Genomic DNA, 17,066 nt, shown 5'->3' on the forward strand with positions numbered 1-17,066 from the left:
GGCCCGACCCGATGTAGCGATTGTCAGTAGAGCCCGCCGCCGCCCGACTGGATGGCCTGGTTGGCCTGCGGCGACAGCGCCCCGCCGGTGGCGTTGGAGCCGTCCGCACCCATGCCGATCACCCAGTAGCTGTCGGCGGGACCGGTACCCGGCTTGAAGGCTTCGATGATGGTTCCGGCGTCGCCCGCGTTGGCTCGCATGCCGGTCTTGCGATTGATCGCAATCAGCTTCATGCCGTCCGGAACCTTGAAGTCGACATTGGGCGTGCCGTCCAGTGCCACGCGCATGAAATCCTTGAAGATCGGCGCGGCAAGGCCGCCGCCGGTCGCGCCCTTGCCAAGGCCTTTCGGCTGATCGTAGCCCATATAAAGGCCGACAACGAGGTTCGGCGTATAGCCGATGAACCAGGCATCCTTTTCGTCGTTGGTCGTTCCGGTCTTGCCGGCGATGTGACGGCCGAGCTCGTTGATGGTGGCGCCGGTGCCGCGTTGCACGACGCCCTCCATCATCGATGTGATCTGGTAGGCGGTCATCGGATCGAGCACCTGCTCGGAATTGTCGACCAGCTCCGGCTCTGGCTGGTTCTGCCACTCGGCGGCGTTGCAGTTCGAGCAGCCGCGTTCGTCCTGCCTGAAGACGGTCTTGCCGTAGCGGTCCTGGATACGGTCGATCAGCGACGGCTTGATCGACTTGCCGCCATTGGCCATGATCGAATAGGCCGACACCATGCGCATCACCGTCGTCTCGCCGGATCCCAGCGCCATCGGCAGATACGGCGCCAGGTGGTCGTAGACACCGAAACGCTCGGCATATTCCACGACCAGCTTCATGCCCATGTCGTTGGCAAGCCGCACCGTCATCAGATTGCGCGATTTCTCGATGCCGGACCGCAACGTCGCCGGGCCGGCCACCGTTCCGTCGTAATTCTTGGGCGTCCAGGTCGTGTTGCCGCTCTGGATGGTGATCGGCCCGTCCATGATCACGGAGGCGGGCGTATAGCCATTGTCGAGGGCGGCCGAATAGACGATCGGCTTGAACGACGACCCCGGCTGGCGCATGGCCTGCGTCGCCCGGTTGAACTCCGACTGCGCGTAGGAGAAACCGCCGACCATGGCCAGGACGCGTCCGGTATGCGGGTCCATGGCGATCAGGCCGCCTTCCACTTCGGGAACCTGGCGCAAGCTGTAGCTGTTGTCCGAGCCGTCGTTCTTCTGCACGAAAATCACGTCGCCCGGCTTCAGCACGTCGGCGGGCGACTTCGCCTTGACGGTCCTGCCGTCGACCACGTGGCGCATGGCGAAGCTCATGTCTTCCTTGCTGACGGTGCCTTCGACGCGGTCCTTGACGATTTCGCCGGAGATCTGGCGCGTCGGCTGCAGGCCGATGGACAGGCCGGTGGCCGAGCTGTCGAGCACGACGGCGAGCGACCATTCCGGCACGTCCTCCAACCGCTTGACGTTGCCCAGCGGCACGCCCCAGTCGCCGGAAACGTCGATGCTCGTGACCGGCCCGCGGTAGCCGCGCAGCGTGTCGAACTTCATAAGTCCGTTCTGCATGGCCTTGCGGGCAATCAGCTGCATCTTCGGATCGAGCGTCGTGCGGACGGAAAGGCCGCCTTCGTAGAGCGCATTCTCGCCGTAGCGCGCGATGATCTGGCGACGCACTTCCTCGGTGAAATACTCCCCGGCGAAGAGATAGTTGCCGGTGCGGCGCGGCGTGACGCCGAGCGGCTCGGCCTTGGCCTTCTCGCCTTCTTCATGCGTGACGTAGCCGTTCTCGACCATCTGGTCGATGACCCAGTTGCGGCGCTCCAAGGCGCGATCGGCATGCTTGAAGGGATGGTAGTTGTTCGGCCCCTTCGGCAGGGAGGCGAGATAGGCGGCTTCGGCCACGGTGAGCTCGTTCACCGATTTGTCGAAATAGGTGAGCGCAGCACCGGCGACGCCATAGGCGCCGAAGCCGAAGAAAATCTCGTTGAGATAGAGCTCGAGAATGCGATCCTTCGAGTAGGCCTGCTCGATGCGGAAGGCGAGGATCATCTCCTTGATCTTGCGCTCGTAGGTCTGGTCTGAAGACAACAGGAAGTTCTTCGCCACCTGCTGGGTAATCGTCGAGGCGCCGACCTGGCGCTTTCCCGAACCAACATTCTGCAGGTTGACGACAATGGCCCGGCCAAGGCCGGTCACGTCGATGCCGGGGTGATTGTAAAAATTCTTGTCCTCGGCCGACAGGAAGGCCGCCTTGACACGATCCGGGATCGCCTGAATCGGCAGATAAAGCCGCCGCTCACGCGCATATTCGGCCATCAGCGCGCCATCCGACGCGTGGATGCGGGTCGTCACCGGCGGCTCGTATTTGGCCAGCACCTCGTAATCGGGCAGGTCCTTCGACAAATGGCCGATATAGATCGCCACGCCCGCCGCGACCAAAAGGGCCAGCGTCGTGCCGATGCCGAAGAAATAGCCAATGAGACGAATCATACCCGCTCCAGTCCTTGGTTCGGGAATTTCCTAAACGAAGCCGCCCTTCACGCAAGCTTTCGGGACGATCCCAAACCGTAATCGCAAAATCCATGTCGCGACCATGTGGGCAAAATACGGCAGCGCGGGATTTCGGTTTCGAATGCCGGAAATAAAAGCACAGGATGTTGTCGCCGTGCAACGCTGCTTCAGGTTGTGGGCGCCGGCGGACATTTCAGCCTCCGGCCCCCGTTCCGCTCTTGGCCGAAGCAAACAGGGCAACGGCGTTGGTTATGCTCTGGGTCGCCTTGTTGCGCCAATCGGCGCTGAGCAACTGCGCTTCGTCCTTGGCGTTCGACAGATAGCCGAGTTCGACCAGCACGGATGGAACGTCCGGCGCTTTCAGCACCTTGAAGCCGGCAGAACGCTGCGGGTTGTTGATCAGACCGACGCTGGTGGAAAGCTGGCCGACGAGAGTATGGGCGAAGCTCATCGAAAAATTATGCGTCTCGCGGCGGATCAGGTCGATCAGGATATCGGTCACTTCCTTGCTGTCGTCCTTGATCTCCATGCCGGCGAACTGGTCGGAAAGATTTTCACGGTCGGCAAGCGCCTGCGCCTCGGGATCGGAAGCCTTGTCGGACACGGTGTAGACGGTTGCGCCGCGAATGCCCTTGAGGCTGATCGTGTCCGCATGGATCGAGATGAGCAGGTCGGCCTCATGCTGGCGGGCAATGCGCACGCGGTCGTCGAGCCGCAGGAACTCGTCCGTTTCGCGCGTCAGGAACACGTCATATTTGCCGCTGGCGGCGAGCTTGTCGCGCAGTTCCATGGCAAAGGCGAGCGTCACGTTCTTTTCGACCGTCCCGTTCAGGCCCTCGGCACCGCCGTCGATGCCGCCATGGCCGGGATCGATGACGACGGTGAAACGATGGCCCGGATTGGAGACCGGCCCGGTACCGACCCTGCCGGCCTTGTCGGCGGAGACCGTCGAACCGGTGGTCAGCGCCTGATTGGCGAGCGCTGCGTCGAATTCCCGCTGCGAGGCCGCCGACATATCGATGGCGATGCGGTAGCCGTTGCCGTCACCGTTCTTGAGCACGTCGAGATTGTCGACGGCGAACGGTCCCTTGCCGGTGAGAATCAGCCGCGATTTCCCTTCGCCGAGCTCGCCGTAACGCACGGCACGGACAAGGCCGCGCGGCTTTACATCCTTGGCATTGAGGGCAAATCTGGTGGCCGGCAGATCGATGACCAGGCGATCGGGGCCGCGCAGCAGGAACCATTTGATGTCGGGTTCGCGGTCGAAATTGATGACGATGCGCATCTTGGTGGCATCGCCGGCCATCTTGTAGCTTGTGGCGCCGAGCGGTACGTCGGCAGCACGCGAAAGCGGCGAAAAGACCAGGCAAGCCAGGATCAGCGGCAGCAGGCAGGCGGTGCGGAACAACCAGCCTCCATGATGACGGCCCTTGTCTGCGAAGCCTGCCAGTCCCATCTTTCTACCAATCGCTCCCGTTGGCGTCATGCCCGATCGCTTGTCGAAGTGCCCTATTGCTTGTCAAAGTGCTGGCAGGCCGCGAACTCGATTAACGATTGGTATCCAGAGAAGGTTAACCAAGCCTTTTCATGGAAGGCTTGGAACCTGGGCTTCCGCTGCGGAACGGCTTTTTGCCGGCATCGGGAATCGGGGTTGCCTTCCAACCCGCCAAATCATAAAAGCGATGGTGGATCACTGCAATCCTGGAACCGTCCTCCTCCGCAGCTTCCTGCTACAGGTCAGACGCAAGACGGCTCCTTTCGCTTCAGGCGAAGAAGGCATCGGTGATCGCGACGATTTTCGCAGGCGTGCTCCCGTGGCGGGGGAATCGCCTGCGTGAGCAAAACGGCCGGGATTGTCCCGTGCCGGCTCTGTATGAGCAAACAAGCTGGTCCGGTTTTTTCCGGGCTTTGGTTCAAAAGGTTCTGCTGGTGACGATGGCTTCAAGCGCAATCATGGAAAGGTCCGCAACAAACCGCGCCACTACGGCTGCGGGCGGCACCGCCATGGCGCTCAGGCAGCGGCCGGCGGACGTTCAATTGTCCGGCACCCATGTTCCAGGTCCACGGCAGCGGGCAGTGTCCTGCAAGCTGCGGCCGACGGCTGCCGGGAGGAAACGAAATAATGCCCAACAAAATGCTGATAGACGCCTCCCACCCGGAGGAAACACGCGTTGTCGTCGTTCGCGGTAACCGTATTGAAGAATTCGACTTTGAATCCCAGGACAAGAAGCAGCTCAAAGGAAACATCTATCTCGCCCGCGTAACGCGCGTCGAACCTTCCCTTCAGGCAGCCTTTGTCGAATATGGCGGCAACCGTCACGGTTTCCTCGCCTTCAGTGAAATACACCCCGACTACTACCAGATTCCGGTCGCCGACCGTCAGGCGCTGCTGCGTGCGGAAGCACAGGAAGCCCAGGACGAAGAGGACGAGGAAGCCGCCGAAGGCGAGGACCGCCAGAGCCGCGACCGTGGCAAGCGCGGACGCCGGCGCGGCGGCAAGAGCCGCGACCGCGGCGAGCACAGGCGCGAGGCAGGCGCGGCCGACGGCGAGAATGGCGAGAACGGCGAAGATGCCGTCGCAGAAAAGCTGGATGCCGTTGACGACAACACCATGTCCGACATTGCCGGACAGAGCGAGGGTGCCGCCGGGCAGAGCGATGAAGCCGCCGATCGCGGTGAGACCGAGCCGTCCGAAGGCGGTTCCAGTTCCATCGCTGCCAGCGTCGATGCCGACGTAATCTCGGAAGCCGTCCCGCAAGTCGAGGTAAGCGGGCCCGAGACAAGCGGGGCCGAGACAAGCGGCGAAGCAACCTCCGAAGACAATGATCGCGGCATGCTGGAAGAGGTGCAATCCTCGCATCCGGACGATCACGAGGTCGAATCGGTCGGCGCCGAGGACGCGCTGGAAGAAGTGCGCAACCGCCGCAAGCCGGTCCGTCGCCAGTACAAGATCCAGGAAGTGATCAAGCGCCGGCAGATCCTGCTGGTGCAGGTCGTCAAGGAAGAGCGCGGCAACAAGGGTGCAGCGCTGACCACCTACCTGTCGTTGGCCGGCCGCTATTCGGTGCTGATGCCGAACACGGCCCGCGGCGGCGGTATTTCGCGCAAGATCACCAATGCGCAGGACCGCAAGCGGCTGAAGGAAGTGGTCGCCGATCTCGAAGTGCCGCAAGGCATGGGTGTCATCCTGCGTACGGCAGGCGAAAGCCGCACCAAGGCAGAGATCAAGCGCGACTACGAATATTTGATGCGGCTTTGGGAAAACGTCCGCAATCTGACGCTGCAATCCACGGCCCCTGCCCTGGTTTACGAGGAAGGCAGCCTGATCAAGCGCTCGGTGCGCGACCTTTACAACAAGGATATCGACGAGATCCTGGTTTCCGGCGAAGAAGGCTACCGCGAGGCCAAGGACTTCATGCGCATGCTGATGCCGAGCCACGCCAAGGTGGTTCAGCCGTTCCGCGACACGACGCCGATCTTTGTGCGCAACGGCATCGAAGCGCAGCTCGACCGCATGCTGCAGCCGCAGGTGACGCTGAAGAGCGGCGGCTACATCATCATCAACCAGACGGAAGCGCTGGTCGCCATCGACGTCAATTCGGGCCGTTCCACCAAGGAGCACTCGATCGAGGACACCGCACTTCACACCAATCTGGAAGCCGCCGAGGAAGTCGCCCGGCAATTGAGGCTGCGCGATCTCGCCGGCCTCATCGTCATCGACTTCATCGATATGGAGGAGAACCGCAACAACCGCTCCGTCGAGAAGCGGCTGAAGGATCACCTCAAGAACGATCGTGCCCGCATCCAGGTCGGCCGCATCTCGCATTTCGGCCTGATGGAGATGTCGCGCCAGCGCATCCGTGCCAGCGTGCTGGAATCGACGATGAAGCCTTGCCCGCATTGCGGCGGCACCGGCCATGTGCGCTCCGATTCGTCGGTCGCGCTGATGGTGGTGCGGGCAATCGAGGAATTCCTGCTCAAGGATTCGCGCAGCCACATCACGGTGCGGACGCCGGCGGCGACCGCGCTCTATGTGCTCAATCACAAGCGCGGCACGCTGGTGGAATTCGAGCATCGCTTCGGCGTGACCATCACCATCGAAGCCGATGACGCCGTCGGTGCACAACACTATGCCATCTTCCGCGGCGCGTTGGCCGAAAAGCCGGAAGGCTTTGTCGAGGCGCGCACGTTCCCGGCCTATGTCGAGCCGGAAGAACCCGAGGACGAGATCGTCATCGAAGAGGAAGACGAGGCACCGGTGCAGGCCGAGCAGCCACGCCCTGCCCAGCAGCCTCAGCAGCCAAGGTCCGGCGAGGACGGCGAAGGCCGCGATCGCAAGCGCCGCAAGCGCCGCAGACGGCGCGGCGGCAAGGATCGTGAACATGGGGATCGTGAACACGGGGATCGTGAGCACGGGGAACGCGAACATGGCGATCGCGAGCATGGCGCTGCTGTGGAAGGTGCTTCCGTTTCGGCGCCGATAGACGATGCCTTCGCAGCCGCCGGCGATCAAGGTGCCGAAGCGGAACGTGAAGCGCCGGCCGGTGTTGCCGAAACGGCGGAAGCGGCGGACGACGGTCACGGCAAGAAGCGCCGGCGCGGCAAGCGCGGCGGCAAGCGCAATCGCCGCGAAGAGGGCGAAGGCGAGATCGAAGCCAGCGCCGGCGAGCCGGCCGCCATGACGGAAGGTGCCGTGTCGGAAGCACAGCCCGTGACCGGCGAGCCGGAAGGTGCGCCGCCGGCCGAAGAGCTTGCGGTGCGTGCTCCGGCGAATGACGACACGCCGAGCGCCGAAAAGCCGAAGAAGCCGCGCCGTACCGCCAAGCCGAAGAAGGTTGCGGCGGATGCAGTTGCCGAGATTGCGGGCGCCGAGACATCGGCTGCCGAGGCCGCCTCCGTGGCTTCCGGCGAGACCCCCACGCCGGTTCCGCAGGAGACCGAAGCGGCGGCTGCCGAGGAAACGCCGAAGGCCCGGCCGTCGCGGCGCAAGCCCGTACCGGTGGATGCTCCGGTCGTGCCGGTCGTCTCCTCGATCGTCCCGGACGAGGCAAAGGCCGACGAGGCAAAGACCGAGGAAGCAAAGGCCGAGGAAGCAAAGGCCGAGGACAAGCCGAAGCGTGCCGGCTGGTGGCAGCGGAAGGGCTTTTTCTAAGCTTTTCCGCGCATTAGCCAGACTTTCTGATTAAAAAAATCCCGCGCTGCGGATCGGTTGCGCGGGATTTTTTGCTCCAATTCAGGCGACAGGCACCAGAGCGGAATGCATTCAATTGAATGGGGCATTCCGCTCTAACTGTTTGTTTTGCTGCATTTGTGCGGACGCCAAATGATTCCATTTGGCTGCAAAATGCTTATGGTGCGAAGATCGACCAGTTCATCGTCTTCGCCAGTTTTTCCAACGCGATCGAGCCCAGCCTGGAATTGCCGTTGGCATTGAGGCCAGGGGACCAGACGGCAAGCGAGGCGACGCCCGGCACGATCCCCAATATGCCGCCGCCAACGCCGCTCTTGCCGGGAATGCCTACGCGGAAAGCGAAGTCGCCGGAGCCGTCATAGTGGCCGCAGGTCAGCATCATCGCACCGATGCGGCGGGCGCGCTCTGCCGAGACGACGGAATGCCCGGTCGCCGGGTTCTTGCCGCCATTGGCAAGGAAGCGGCCAGCCAGGGCCAGTTGCCGGCAGCTCATGGCGATAGCGCAATGGTGGAAATAGACGCCCAGCGCCAGTTCCGGCGCATGGTGAAGATTGCCGAACGATTTCATGTAATTGGCAAGCGCGAAATTGCGAAAGCCGGTGGCGCGTTCGGACGCCGCGACCTCGCGGTCGATGACGATGGTGTCGTCATCGGCCAGGAACTGGATGAAGCGCAGGATCTCGCCGATCGCCTCGCGCGGCTGATGGCCGGCAAGCAGGATGTCGGAGACGACGATGGCGCCGGCATTGATGAATGGATTGCGCGGAATGCCGTTCTCGTGCTCGAGCTGGACGATCGAGTTGAACGGATTGCCCGAAGGTTCGCGCCCAACCCGCTGCCACAGCGCGTCGCCGACATTGCCGACCGCCAGCGTCAGCGTGAACACCTTTGAGATGCTCTGGATCGAAAACGCCTCGTCGGCATCGCCCGCGGTCAGCACGCGGCCGTCATTGGTCACCGCGGCAATGCCGAATTTTTTCGGATCGATCTTGCCGAGCTGGGGAATATAGCTGGCGACGTCGCCGCGATCGGTACGCTCCGCCATTTCGGCGGCGACCTCGCGCAACGCCTGTTCAAGTTGAGGCGCCTGTTCAAGCTCCGGCATCGTCGCCCCCGCTACTTCAGCCAGCGTTCGATACGCGCCATCGCCTCGACCATGTCGTCGTGGCTGCCGGCATAGGAAAAGCGCATCGTGCGATGGCCTTGCAGCGGGTCGAAATCGCGGCCCGGCGTCGCCGCCACATGCGCCTCGGCAAGCATCCGGCGCGCAAACGCCATGCTGTCATTGGTGTGCCTGGTGACGTCGCAGAAGGCGTAGAACGCGCCGTCCATAGGCGCGGCCAAAGCAAAGCCGAGCTCCGGCAGGCGTTGCATCAGGAGCTCGCGGTTCCAGGCATAGCGCGCCTTCACCGCTTCCAGCTCTGGCGTCGCCTTGAACGCCTCGATCGCGGCAATCTGGGACAGTTCGGGCGGCGAGATGTAGAGGCTCTGGGCGATGCGCTCGACTGGCCGCACCAGTTCCTGCGGCAGCACCATCCAGCCGATGCGCCAGCCGGTCATGCAATAATATTTCGAGAAGGAATTGATCACCGTCACATCCGCGCCGAAAGCAAGCGCCGTCGTGTCGGGCGCCGCATAGGCCAGCCGGTGATAGATTTCGTCCGAGATGACGGCGATGCCGAGCTCTTGCGCCGTCTCGACCAGCGCCTCGAGATCGCCGGCGGGAATGACCGCGCCGGTCGGATTGGCGGGGCTGGCGAACAGCACGCCCTTCAGCGGCTTTTCGCGATGCGCGGCCTGCAGGTGCTCGGCATGCAGATAGGCGGCGCCGTCCAACTCGATCTCGGCGATGTCGATGCCGAGCGCAGCCATGATGTTGCGATAGGCAGGATAGCCGGGCGCAGCGATGGCGACGCGGTCGCCTGGATCGAACATTGCCAGGAAGGCGAGGTTGAAGGCAGCTGACGATCCGGTGGTGACGGCTATCCGCTCGGGCGAAACGTCAAGCCCGTAATGCTCGCCATAATGCGCCGCGATCGCCTTGCGCAGGCCGGCGAGGCCCAGCGCGTCGGTATAGCCGATGCGGCCTGCTTTCAAGGCATTGGCCGCCGCTTCGCGAACCCCGGCCGGCGCCGGATCGGAAGGCTGGCCGACGGCCATGGAAACGACCGGCAGGCCCTTGGCTTTCAGCCGATTCGCCTCGGCCAGGATGTCCATGGCATGGAACGGTTCGACCGCGCCGCGGCGCGAAAGCGAAACAACCATTTTTCAATCCACCACACTTGTCCGCACGTGCCGGCCATGCTGGCCGCGCCGCACAAATGCCCGATTGGTGTGGGGATCACAAGTTCGGTAAGTTTAGGCTGCCGACTTTTCATCCTTCGCCCACTCGTCTACCAGTGGACCTGCCATGTTGAGCCGACCCAAATCGACGATCGCCAGGACAGCGCGCGCCCTCGCGACGCTGTCGCTTGCTGCGGTGGTCGCCATGGCCGGCTCGGTCAATGCCTTTGCGCAGAATGTGCCGGTTGTGCGCGATGCCGAGATCGAGGCGCTGGTGCGCGATTACGCGCGGCCGATCTTCAAGGCGGCGGGCTTGTCGGGCGACGCCATCAACATCGTGCTGGTCAACGACCAGAGCTTCAACGCCTTTGTTGCCGGCCGCCGGCTGTTCATCAACACCGGCGCGCTGATGACGGCCGAAACGCCCAACGAGATCATTGGCGTCATTGCCCACGAGGCCGGCCATATCGCCGGCGGACACCAGCAGAAATTGCGAGAACAGCTCGAGCGCGCCAAGACGATGGCGATCCTGGCGACGCTGCTTGGCGCCGGCGCCATGGTGGCCGGCGCCACCAGCAACAGCCGCGGTCTCGCCGGCGCCGGCATGGGCGTGGTGGCCGGCGGCGGCGAGATGGCGCAACGCAGCATCCTCGCTTATCAGCGCACCGAAGAGATGACCGCCGACCGTTCGGCGATCACCTATCTCAATGCAACCGGCCAGTCCGGCATGGGCATGCTGAAGACGTTTGGCCGCTTCCAGAACGCATTGTCGCTCTCGGGCGCGCAAGTCGATCCCTACAGGATCAGCCATCCGATGCCGCAGGAGCGTATCGCCAATCTCGAAGTGCTGGTGAAGCAGAGCCCTTACGTCGACAAGGTCGACCCGCCGGCACTGCAGCAGCGCCATGACATGATGCGCATCAAGATCGCCGCCTACATGCAGGGCCAGGCGGCGGCGTCGCGATTGATGCGAAAGAACCCCGGCAGCCTCGCCTCACGCTATGGCGACGCGCAGATGACCTATCTGTTCGGCAATCTGGCGTCGGCGCTCGCCAAGACCAACGCGTTGATCAAGGAACAGCCGAAAAATCCCTATTTCCAGGAATTGCGCGGCGACATCCTGATGAAGGCGAACCGGCCGAAGGATGCGGCGGACGCCTATGCCAAGTCGGTCAGCCTCGATCCGGCGCGATCGGGGCTGCTGCCGGTCTCGTACGGCCAGGCGCTGATGGCGATCGGCACGCAGGATTCGCTGAAGAAGGCGGTGGCGCAGATCAACACCGGCCTCGGACGGGACCGCGAAAACGCCGCCGGATACCGCTATCTGGCACAGGCTTACGGGGAACTCGGCAACATCCCGGCCGCCGAGCTTGCAACCGCCGAAGGGCATTTCTATTCCGGCGACTACAAGAATGCGAAAATCTTCGCCATGCGGGCGCAGCAGAGCATGAAGCGGGGCGAGCCGGGCTGGCTTCGCGCGCAGGACATTATAAACTACGCACCATCAGGTAAGAAGAAGTGAACCTTTCGGACGCAGGCTGCCACACGGCCAAACCGGGCGGACCCGAACACAGGCAAGAGGATCGAGGACCATGACCAAGGCAATTCTGCTGGGCACTACCGGAGTGGCAGCGGCTCTCGCCATGCTGGCGTTCGGCTTCGTCGCCGGCAATCCTCAGACGGCGAAGGCCGGCACGGCACAGCTTGCCCAGACGGCACCCTCGGGTACCAAGCTCGACCGTGCCGAAGTCGAAGGCATCGTCCGCGACTATCTGCTGAAGAACCCGGAAGTGCTTCTGGAAGCCCAGCAGGCACTCGAGGCCAAGCAGAAGGAAGAACAGCGCGTCGCCAGTCTCGGTGTCATCAAAGACGCCAAGGACCAGATCTTCAATTCCTCATTCGACGGTGTTGTCGGCAATCCGAACGGCAAGGTCACCATCGTCGAATTCTATGATTATAATTGCGGCTACTGCAAACGCGCCATCGACGACATGCGCGCGCTGACCAAGGCCGATCCGGACCTGCGCTTCGTGCTCAAGGAGTTCCCCATCCTCGGCCCGGATTCGCAGAAGGCGAGCGTCGTCTCGATGGCCTTCCATTTGATGAAGCCGGAGAAATACGGCGAATTCCACAATGCCCTGCTCGGCGGCCAGGGGCGCGCCACCGAGGCGGCGGCGATCAAGGTGGCGCTGTCGCTCGGCGCCGACGAGGCGGCGCTGCGCGAAAAGATGAAGGACCCGAGCATCACCGAGGCCTTCTCCAAGACCTATGACCTCGCCACCAAGCTCGCCATCACCGGAACGCCGTCCTATGTCGTCGGCAACGAGGTGGTGTTCGGCGCGCTTGGCCAGGAAGTGCTGGCCGAAAAGATCGAGGCGGCGAAGGCCGCGCTCTGATCAGCATTCGGGTTTCGATTAGGCTGCGGGTTTCTGGCACGGGCCGTTTTCCGGCTGTTGTGGACGGCGAAAGAACGCACTTGCGCTCTTTTCGCCAGCGTCTATGCCCATTATAGAGGGTCCGGCGCGCCGGCTTAGCCGCGCCGGGAAAGGTCGGCATTTTTTGAAAACGGTTTTCGTCCTGAACGGCCCCAATCTCAACGCGCTCGGCAAGCGCGAGCCGGGCATTTATGGCGGCAAGACGCTTGCCGCGATCGCCGACGACTGCAAGCAGGCAGGTGCCGCACTTGGGCTGGAGATCGATTTCCGCCAGTCGAACCATGAGGGCGACCTCGTCGACTGGATCCACGAGGCCGCCGACAAGGCCGCCGCGATCGTCATCAATCCGGGCGCCTATGGCCATACCTCGATCGCCATTCACGATGCCATCCGCGCCGTCGCGCCGCTGCCGGTCGCTGAGGTGCATCTCTCCAACATCCACGCGCGGGAACCATTCCGCCACGTCTCCATGGTCGCGCCGGTCGCCGTCGGCATGATCTGCGGGTTCGGGCCGCTCGGCTACACGCTGGCGCTGCAGGCGCTGGCTGCACGCCTATGACCGGCCAACAAACAGAAGGCTCGAAAATGTCGATAAAGAAGAACGGTGTTGACCAGCAGCTGATCCGCGATCTGGCGGGCATACTGAACGACACCAACCTGACCGAGATCGAGGTCGAGCTGGGCGATCTGAAGGTGCGCGTCTCGCGGCAGGCGCCGGCCGTCCATGCCGTCGCCGCAGCTCAGCCGGCCTATGCCCCGGCAGCTGCGCAGCCTGCGGCAGCGGCCGCGCCGGCGACGCCCGACGTGTCGAAGAACGCCGTTGCCTCGCCGATGGTCGGCACCGCCTATCTGGCACCGTCGCCCGACGCCAGGCCGTTCATCGAAATCGGCCAGAAGGTCAAGGAAGGCCAGACGCTGCTGATCATCGAAGCAATGAAGACGATGAACCAGATCCCCTCGCCGCGCGCCGGCACGGTGACGGCGATCCTGTTTGAAGATGCGCAGCCGGTCGAATATGGCATGCCGCTCGTCGTGATCGAGTAGAGCCGGGAACAGGCGAAAGATGTTCCAGAAAATCCTCATCGCCAATCGCGGCGAAATCGCCCTCAGGGTGCTGCGCGCCTGCAAGGAGCTCGGCATCCAGACGGTGGTGGTGCATTCGACCGCCGACGCCGACGCCATGCATGTGCGTCTCGCCGACGAGAGCGTCTGCATCGGCCCGCCGCCGTCGCGCGACAGCTATCTCAACATCCACCAGATCGTCGCCGCCTGCGAGATCACCGGCGCCGACGCGGTGCATCCCGGCTACGGTTTTCTGTCGGAGAACGCCAAGTTCGCCGACATCCTCGCCGCGCACAACATCACCTTCATCGGCCCGACCGGCGACCATATCCGCATCATGGGCGACAAGATCGAGGCCAAGCGTACCGCAAAACGCCTCGGCATTCCCGTGGTGCCCGGCTCCGACGGCGCGGTCACCGAGGACAAGGAAGCCAAGCGCATTGCCGCCGCGATCGGCTACCCCGTGATCATCAAGGCGTCGGCCGGCGGCGGCGGGCGCGGCATGAAAGTGGCGCGCAGCGAGGCCGACCTCGAGGTGGCGCTGCAGACGGCACGCTCGGAGGCTGGTGCGGCCTTCGGCGACGACGCCGTCTATATCGAGAAATATCTGCAGAAGCCGCGCCATATCGAAGTGCAGGTGTTCGGCGACGGCGCCGGGCGCGGCGTGCATTTCGGCGAGCGCGACTGCTCGCTGCAGCGCCGCCACCAGAAGGTCTGGGAAGAAGCGCCCTCGCCGGCTCTCAATGCCGAGGAGCGCGCGCATATTGGCGGCGTCTGCGCCAGGGCGATCGCCGATCTCGGCTATTCTGGCGCCGGCACCATCGAATTCCTCTATGAGGACGGCCAGTTCTATTTCATCGAGATGAACACGCGCCTGCAGGTCGAACATCCAGTAACCGAGGCGATCACCGGCATCGACCTCGTGCACGAGCAGATCCGCGTCGCCTCGGGCGGCGGGCTTTCGGTGCGCCAGGAGGATATCCGCTTCCACGGCCATGCCATAGAATGCCGCATCAATGCCGAGGATCCGCGCACCTTCACCCCCTCGCCGGGCACCATCACCCATTTCCACACGCCGGGCGGGCTCGGCATCCGCGTCGATTCCGGCGTCTATTCGGGCTACAAGATCCCGCCCTACTACGACAGCCTGATCGGCAAGCTGATCGTGCATGGCCGCAACCGCGTCGAATGCATGATGCGGCTGCGGCGCGCGCTCGACGAATTCGTCGTCGACGGCATCAAGACGACGCTGCCACTGTTTCGCGACCTCGTTGGCAACGCCGACATCGCCAATGGCGACTACGACATCCATTGGCTGGAAAAATACCTGGCCGAAGGCGAGTGATACAGGGCGAAGCGATGACCCGTCCCTACGCACCCGGTTATCGCATCCCGACCGACCTTTTGCTCAAAGCCTATGCCTCCGGCGTCTTCCCGATGGCCGAAAGCGCCAATGACCCCGAAGTATTCTGGGTGCGGCCGGAGACGCGCGGCATCATTCCGCTCGACGGGTTCCACATACCGAAAAGCCTGAGAAAGACGATCCGCAAGAACCTGTTCGAGTTCCGCATCGATTTCGACTTTGAGGCGACGATCGAGGCCTGCGCTGAAAGGCGCGAGGAACGTCGGTCGACCTGGATCAACGCGCCGATCCGCGAAGCCTATATCGAGCTGCATCGGATGGGCCATTGCCATTCGGTCGAGGCCTGGCACAACGACCGATTGGTCGGGGGGCTCTACGGCGTATCGCTCGGCCGCGTGTTCTTCGGCGAGAGCATGTTCGCCAGGGAGACCGACGCGTCAAAGGCCTGCCTGGTTCACCTCGTCGAACGCCTGAAGGCGCGTGGCTTTGCACTGCTCGATACGCAGTTCACCACCGAGCATCTCAAACGCTTCGGTGCAATCGACGTGCCGCGCGGCAAGTACGAGAAGATGCTGGCCGAGGCGCTGAAGGGCGAGGCCGTGTTTTTTCCATAACCTGGAATGGCTCATCGTTTCACAGGAACGCAATTCCGGACGGAAAGCCGTTCACACTTCCTGGAATTGCTCTTGCGGCCGGTCAGCCTTTTGCTGCCGTCACCAGCGGCGTCTGTGCGTGGAACATCATCTTCCAGCCATTGACGCGGTGGACATAGCCGGTGCTGACCAGCGCCGCATAGGCTTCGCCATCTTGCCGCGTCGCACGCGCCTCGTAGGTCAGCATGACGATGTCGCTGCCCGGCTCGATGATGCCCTTGAGGTCGATGTCGAGATCGCGCCAGCGGTTCGGGTCCGTGGCAGTTGCGGCCAGATCGGTATTGCTCATCACCCGCGCCATCTGCGGGAAGGCCACCAGGCAGTCGGTATCGGCATTGGCCTTGAAATAGTCGGCACCGCCGCTCCAGAATCCCCTTTCGATGTCGAGAAGTTCGTTCTTGTTGGCCATCATCATGGCAACCTCCTCCGTAGAGAGGCACCAACGCTCGGGCAACGCGGCGGTTCCGCAGGGCGCGGTATGCGCCGCGCACTGACAGATTCTAGTTGGTTTTGGGGGCGGCGGGTGCCGGCACGTCGGACTTCTGCTTGCAGCCCTTCAGCCAGATATCATAGACGGCATGCTCGACGGCGTTGATCCCGGGGCTTTCGGCAAACATCCAGCCGGTGAAGATACGGCGTATTTTCCGATCGAGCGTGATCTCGTCGACCTCGACGAACGAATCCGTCTTCGGCTCTTCGTTTTCGGGCCGCGAATAGCAGATGCGCGGCGTCACCTGCAAAGCGCCGAACTGCACCGTCTCGTCGATATAGACATCGAAGGTGATGATACGGCCGGTGATCTTGTCGATGCCGGCGAATTCAGCGACTGGATTGGTGATGCGCTCGGATACTGCCGGTGCTGCAGGCGCCACCGACGCGTCCGGCGCAGGCGGCGCCAATTCCTGCGCAGTAGCGAGCGCCACCATAGAAGCGAGAACGACCGCGGTTAATCCGCCCGTCAAAATTCGGCTGAACATGCTCATGCAAGGTCCGGTAGTTTGCGCCCGGGTGATTCTCTTAACGCCAAGGCTAGTTGCTGCTGTCGGATCAGCAAACAGCTAAACAGCAATTGTGGCGACAAAGGACCGCCCTCGTGGGGACCGCCCCGTAGGGACCGCGCGCGTGTCGCGGCGATCGATCACGAACCAGGCGTCCAGGCGTCGTAGTCGCCCGTCACCTGCGGACGATGCTGGTTGGTCAGCACCGAGCCTTTCGGGCGATAGGCCGCGGGGCTGCCGGTGAGGTTCGGCACATGCGGCTTTTGCCAGTCGCGTGGCTTGTAGTCTTCGCTTGGCGGCGCAACGTCGACACGGTGATGGATCCAGCCATGCCAGCCGGGCGGAATCGCCGAGGCTTCCGAATAGTCGCGGTAGATGACCCAGCGACGGGTGCGGCCTTCCGAATCGACGCCGCCCTCATAGTAGACGTTGCCGACCTCGTCCTGCCCGACCTTCTTGCCGTGCCGCCAGGTGTGGAAGCGCGTTCCCAATGTCTGGCTATTCCACCAGGTGAAAAACTGCAGAAGGAAAGTCTTCATCCAAATCCTCGTGGCAAGTCCTTGAAGCAAGTCCTCGCGGC

At 63.1% G+C, this 17,066-nt stretch carries 15 protein-coding genes; 7 read left to right on the top strand and 8 right to left on the bottom strand.

Annotated features, from left to right (window positions below; all coding sequences use genetic code 11):
- Positions 1-23 precede the first annotated feature (23 nt).
- The 3 genes from NKI41_RS20535 to NKI41_RS20545 are packed head-to-tail and all read right to left on the bottom strand — an operon-like array spanning position 24 to position 3,957.
- Positions 24-2,480, bottom strand: coding sequence for a penicillin-binding protein 1A (locus NKI41_RS20535; RefSeq protein WP_352472768.1), 2,457 nt, complete (start codon positions 2,478-2,480; stop codon positions 24-26).
- A gap of 30 nt (positions 2,481-2,510) precedes the next feature.
- A complete protein-coding gene (locus NKI41_RS20540) occupies positions 2,511-2,693 on the bottom strand; it encodes a hypothetical protein (protein ID WP_352684833.1) in 183 nt (60 codons plus the stop codon).
- Between the two features lies 1 nt (position 2,694).
- The gene (locus NKI41_RS20545; protein WP_352684836.1) at positions 2,695-3,957 is read right to left on the bottom strand and encodes an N-acetylmuramoyl-L-alanine amidase; all 1,263 of its coding nucleotides are present in this window, start codon (positions 3,955-3,957) and stop codon (positions 2,695-2,697) included.
- Positions 3,958-4,623: 666 nt separating this feature from the next.
- On the opposite strand from NKI41_RS20545, the gene NKI41_RS20550 reads away from it, so the two are divergent.
- Positions 4,624-7,653 (top strand): Rne/Rng family ribonuclease, encoded by a 3,030-nt coding sequence (locus tag NKI41_RS20550; RefSeq protein ID WP_352684838.1) that lies wholly within the window; start codon positions 4,624-4,626, stop codon positions 7,651-7,653.
- A 196-nt stretch (positions 7,654-7,849) separates the two neighbouring features.
- On the opposite strand, the gene NKI41_RS20555 is transcribed toward NKI41_RS20550, so the two are convergent.
- Both NKI41_RS20555 and NKI41_RS20560 read right to left on the bottom strand, forming a co-directional pair.
- Positions 7,850-8,797 carry a glutaminase gene (locus NKI41_RS20555; RefSeq protein WP_352684840.1) on the bottom strand — a complete coding sequence of 316 codons (948 nt, stop codon included), beginning with the start codon at positions 8,795-8,797 and terminating at the stop codon, positions 7,850-7,852.
- Positions 8,798-8,808: 11 nt separating this feature from the next.
- Positions 8,809-9,957 (bottom strand): pyridoxal phosphate-dependent aminotransferase, encoded by a 1,149-nt coding sequence (locus tag NKI41_RS20560; protein WP_352457445.1) that lies wholly within the window; start codon positions 9,955-9,957, stop codon positions 8,809-8,811.
- Between the two features lie 145 nt (positions 9,958-10,102).
- Between NKI41_RS20560 and NKI41_RS20565 the strand changes: the two genes are divergently transcribed.
- The 6 genes from NKI41_RS20565 (at position 10,103) to aat (ending at position 15,449) form a co-directional block, all read left to right on the top strand.
- Positions 10,103-11,497: a M48 family metalloprotease gene (locus tag NKI41_RS20565; RefSeq protein ID WP_352684843.1), complete on the top strand. Its 1,395-nt coding sequence runs from the start codon at positions 10,103-10,105 to the stop codon at positions 11,495-11,497.
- A 70-nt stretch (positions 11,498-11,567) separates the two neighbouring features.
- The gene (locus tag NKI41_RS20570; RefSeq protein WP_352684845.1) at positions 11,568-12,371 is read left to right on the top strand and encodes a DsbA family protein; all 804 of its coding nucleotides are present in this window, start codon (positions 11,568-11,570) and stop codon (positions 12,369-12,371) included.
- Positions 12,372-12,534: 163 nt separating this feature from the next.
- A complete protein-coding gene (gene aroQ, locus NKI41_RS20575) occupies positions 12,535-12,969 on the top strand; it encodes a type II 3-dehydroquinate dehydratase (RefSeq protein ID WP_023717478.1) in 435 nt (144 codons plus the stop codon).
- A 26-nt stretch (positions 12,970-12,995) separates the two neighbouring features.
- Positions 12,996-13,454, top strand: coding sequence for an acetyl-CoA carboxylase biotin carboxyl carrier protein (gene accB, locus NKI41_RS20580; RefSeq protein ID WP_292662508.1), 459 nt, complete (start codon positions 12,996-12,998; stop codon positions 13,452-13,454).
- A gap of 19 nt (positions 13,455-13,473) precedes the next feature.
- Positions 13,474-14,817 carry an acetyl-CoA carboxylase biotin carboxylase subunit gene (gene accC, locus NKI41_RS20585; protein WP_352492533.1) on the top strand — a complete coding sequence of 448 codons (1,344 nt, stop codon included), beginning with the start codon at positions 13,474-13,476 and terminating at the stop codon, positions 14,815-14,817.
- 14 nt (positions 14,818-14,831) lie between these two features.
- Positions 14,832-15,449: a leucyl/phenylalanyl-tRNA--protein transferase gene (gene aat, locus NKI41_RS20590; protein WP_023674821.1), complete on the top strand. Its 618-nt coding sequence runs from the start codon at positions 14,832-14,834 to the stop codon at positions 15,447-15,449.
- 82 nt (positions 15,450-15,531) lie between these two features.
- Here the strand turns inward: aat and NKI41_RS20595 are convergent, their stop codons facing one another.
- The 3 genes from NKI41_RS20595 to NKI41_RS20605 all read right to left on the bottom strand — a co-directional run bounded on the left by NKI41_RS20595 (position 15,532) and on the right by NKI41_RS20605 (position 17,025).
- Positions 15,532-15,900 (bottom strand): hypothetical protein, encoded by a 369-nt coding sequence (locus NKI41_RS20595; RefSeq protein WP_352593854.1) that lies wholly within the window; start codon positions 15,898-15,900, stop codon positions 15,532-15,534.
- Positions 15,901-15,988: 88 nt separating this feature from the next.
- Positions 15,989-16,471 (bottom strand): DUF2155 domain-containing protein, encoded by a 483-nt coding sequence (locus NKI41_RS20600; RefSeq protein WP_023674819.1) that lies wholly within the window; start codon positions 16,469-16,471, stop codon positions 15,989-15,991.
- Positions 16,472-16,626: 155 nt separating this feature from the next.
- Positions 16,627-17,025, bottom strand: a complete 399-nt coding sequence (locus NKI41_RS20605) for an NADH:ubiquinone oxidoreductase subunit NDUFA12 (RefSeq protein WP_023674818.1) — start codon at positions 17,023-17,025, stop codon at positions 16,627-16,629.
- Positions 17,026-17,066: the final 41 nt, after the last annotated feature.

It is taken from the genome of Mesorhizobium sp. M0601 (genome assembly GCF_040320845.1).
In the GTDB taxonomy this organism is placed as follows: domain Bacteria; phylum Pseudomonadota; class Alphaproteobacteria; order Rhizobiales; family Rhizobiaceae; genus Mesorhizobium.

Excerpts from the sequence above, each read along its gene's own strand:
- accB (WP_292662508.1), top strand. The coding sequence starts at position 12,996 with ATGTCGATAAAGAAGAACGGTGTTGACCAGCAGCTGATCCGCGATCTG.
- accC (WP_352492533.1), top strand. The coding sequence starts at position 13,474 with ATGTTCCAGAAAATCCTCATCGCCAATCGCGGCGAAATCGCCCTCAGG.
- NKI41_RS20565 (WP_352684843.1), top strand. The coding sequence starts at position 10,103 with ATGTTGAGCCGACCCAAATCGACGATCGCCAGGACAGCGCGCGCCCTC.
- NKI41_RS20570 (WP_352684845.1), top strand. The coding sequence starts at position 11,568 with ATGACCAAGGCAATTCTGCTGGGCACTACCGGAGTGGCAGCGGCTCTC.
- NKI41_RS20595 (WP_352593854.1), bottom strand. The coding sequence starts at position 15,900 with ATGATGGCCAACAAGAACGAACTTCTCGACATCGAAAGGGGATTCTGG.
- aat (WP_023674821.1), top strand. The coding sequence starts at position 14,832 with ATGACCCGTCCCTACGCACCCGGTTATCGCATCCCGACCGACCTTTTG.
- NKI41_RS20560 (WP_352457445.1), bottom strand. The coding sequence starts at position 9,957 with ATGGTTGTTTCGCTTTCGCGCCGCGGCGCGGTCGAACCGTTCCATGCC.
- NKI41_RS20535 (WP_352472768.1), bottom strand. The coding sequence starts at position 2,480 with ATGATTCGTCTCATTGGCTATTTCTTCGGCATCGGCACGACGCTGGCC.
- NKI41_RS20600 (WP_023674819.1), bottom strand. The coding sequence starts at position 16,471 with ATGAGCATGTTCAGCCGAATTTTGACGGGCGGATTAACCGCGGTCGTT.
- NKI41_RS20605 (WP_023674818.1), bottom strand. The coding sequence starts at position 17,025 with ATGAAGACTTTCCTTCTGCAGTTTTTCACCTGGTGGAATAGCCAGACA.
- NKI41_RS20545 (WP_352684836.1), bottom strand. The coding sequence starts at position 3,957 with ATGGGACTGGCAGGCTTCGCAGACAAGGGCCGTCATCATGGAGGCTGG.
- NKI41_RS20540 (WP_352684833.1), bottom strand. The coding sequence starts at position 2,693 with ATGTCCGCCGGCGCCCACAACCTGAAGCAGCGTTGCACGGCGACAACA.
- NKI41_RS20555 (WP_352684840.1), bottom strand. The coding sequence starts at position 8,797 with ATGCCGGAGCTTGAACAGGCGCCTCAACTTGAACAGGCGTTGCGCGAG.
- NKI41_RS20550 (WP_352684838.1), top strand. The coding sequence starts at position 4,624 with ATGCCCAACAAAATGCTGATAGACGCCTCCCACCCGGAGGAAACACGC.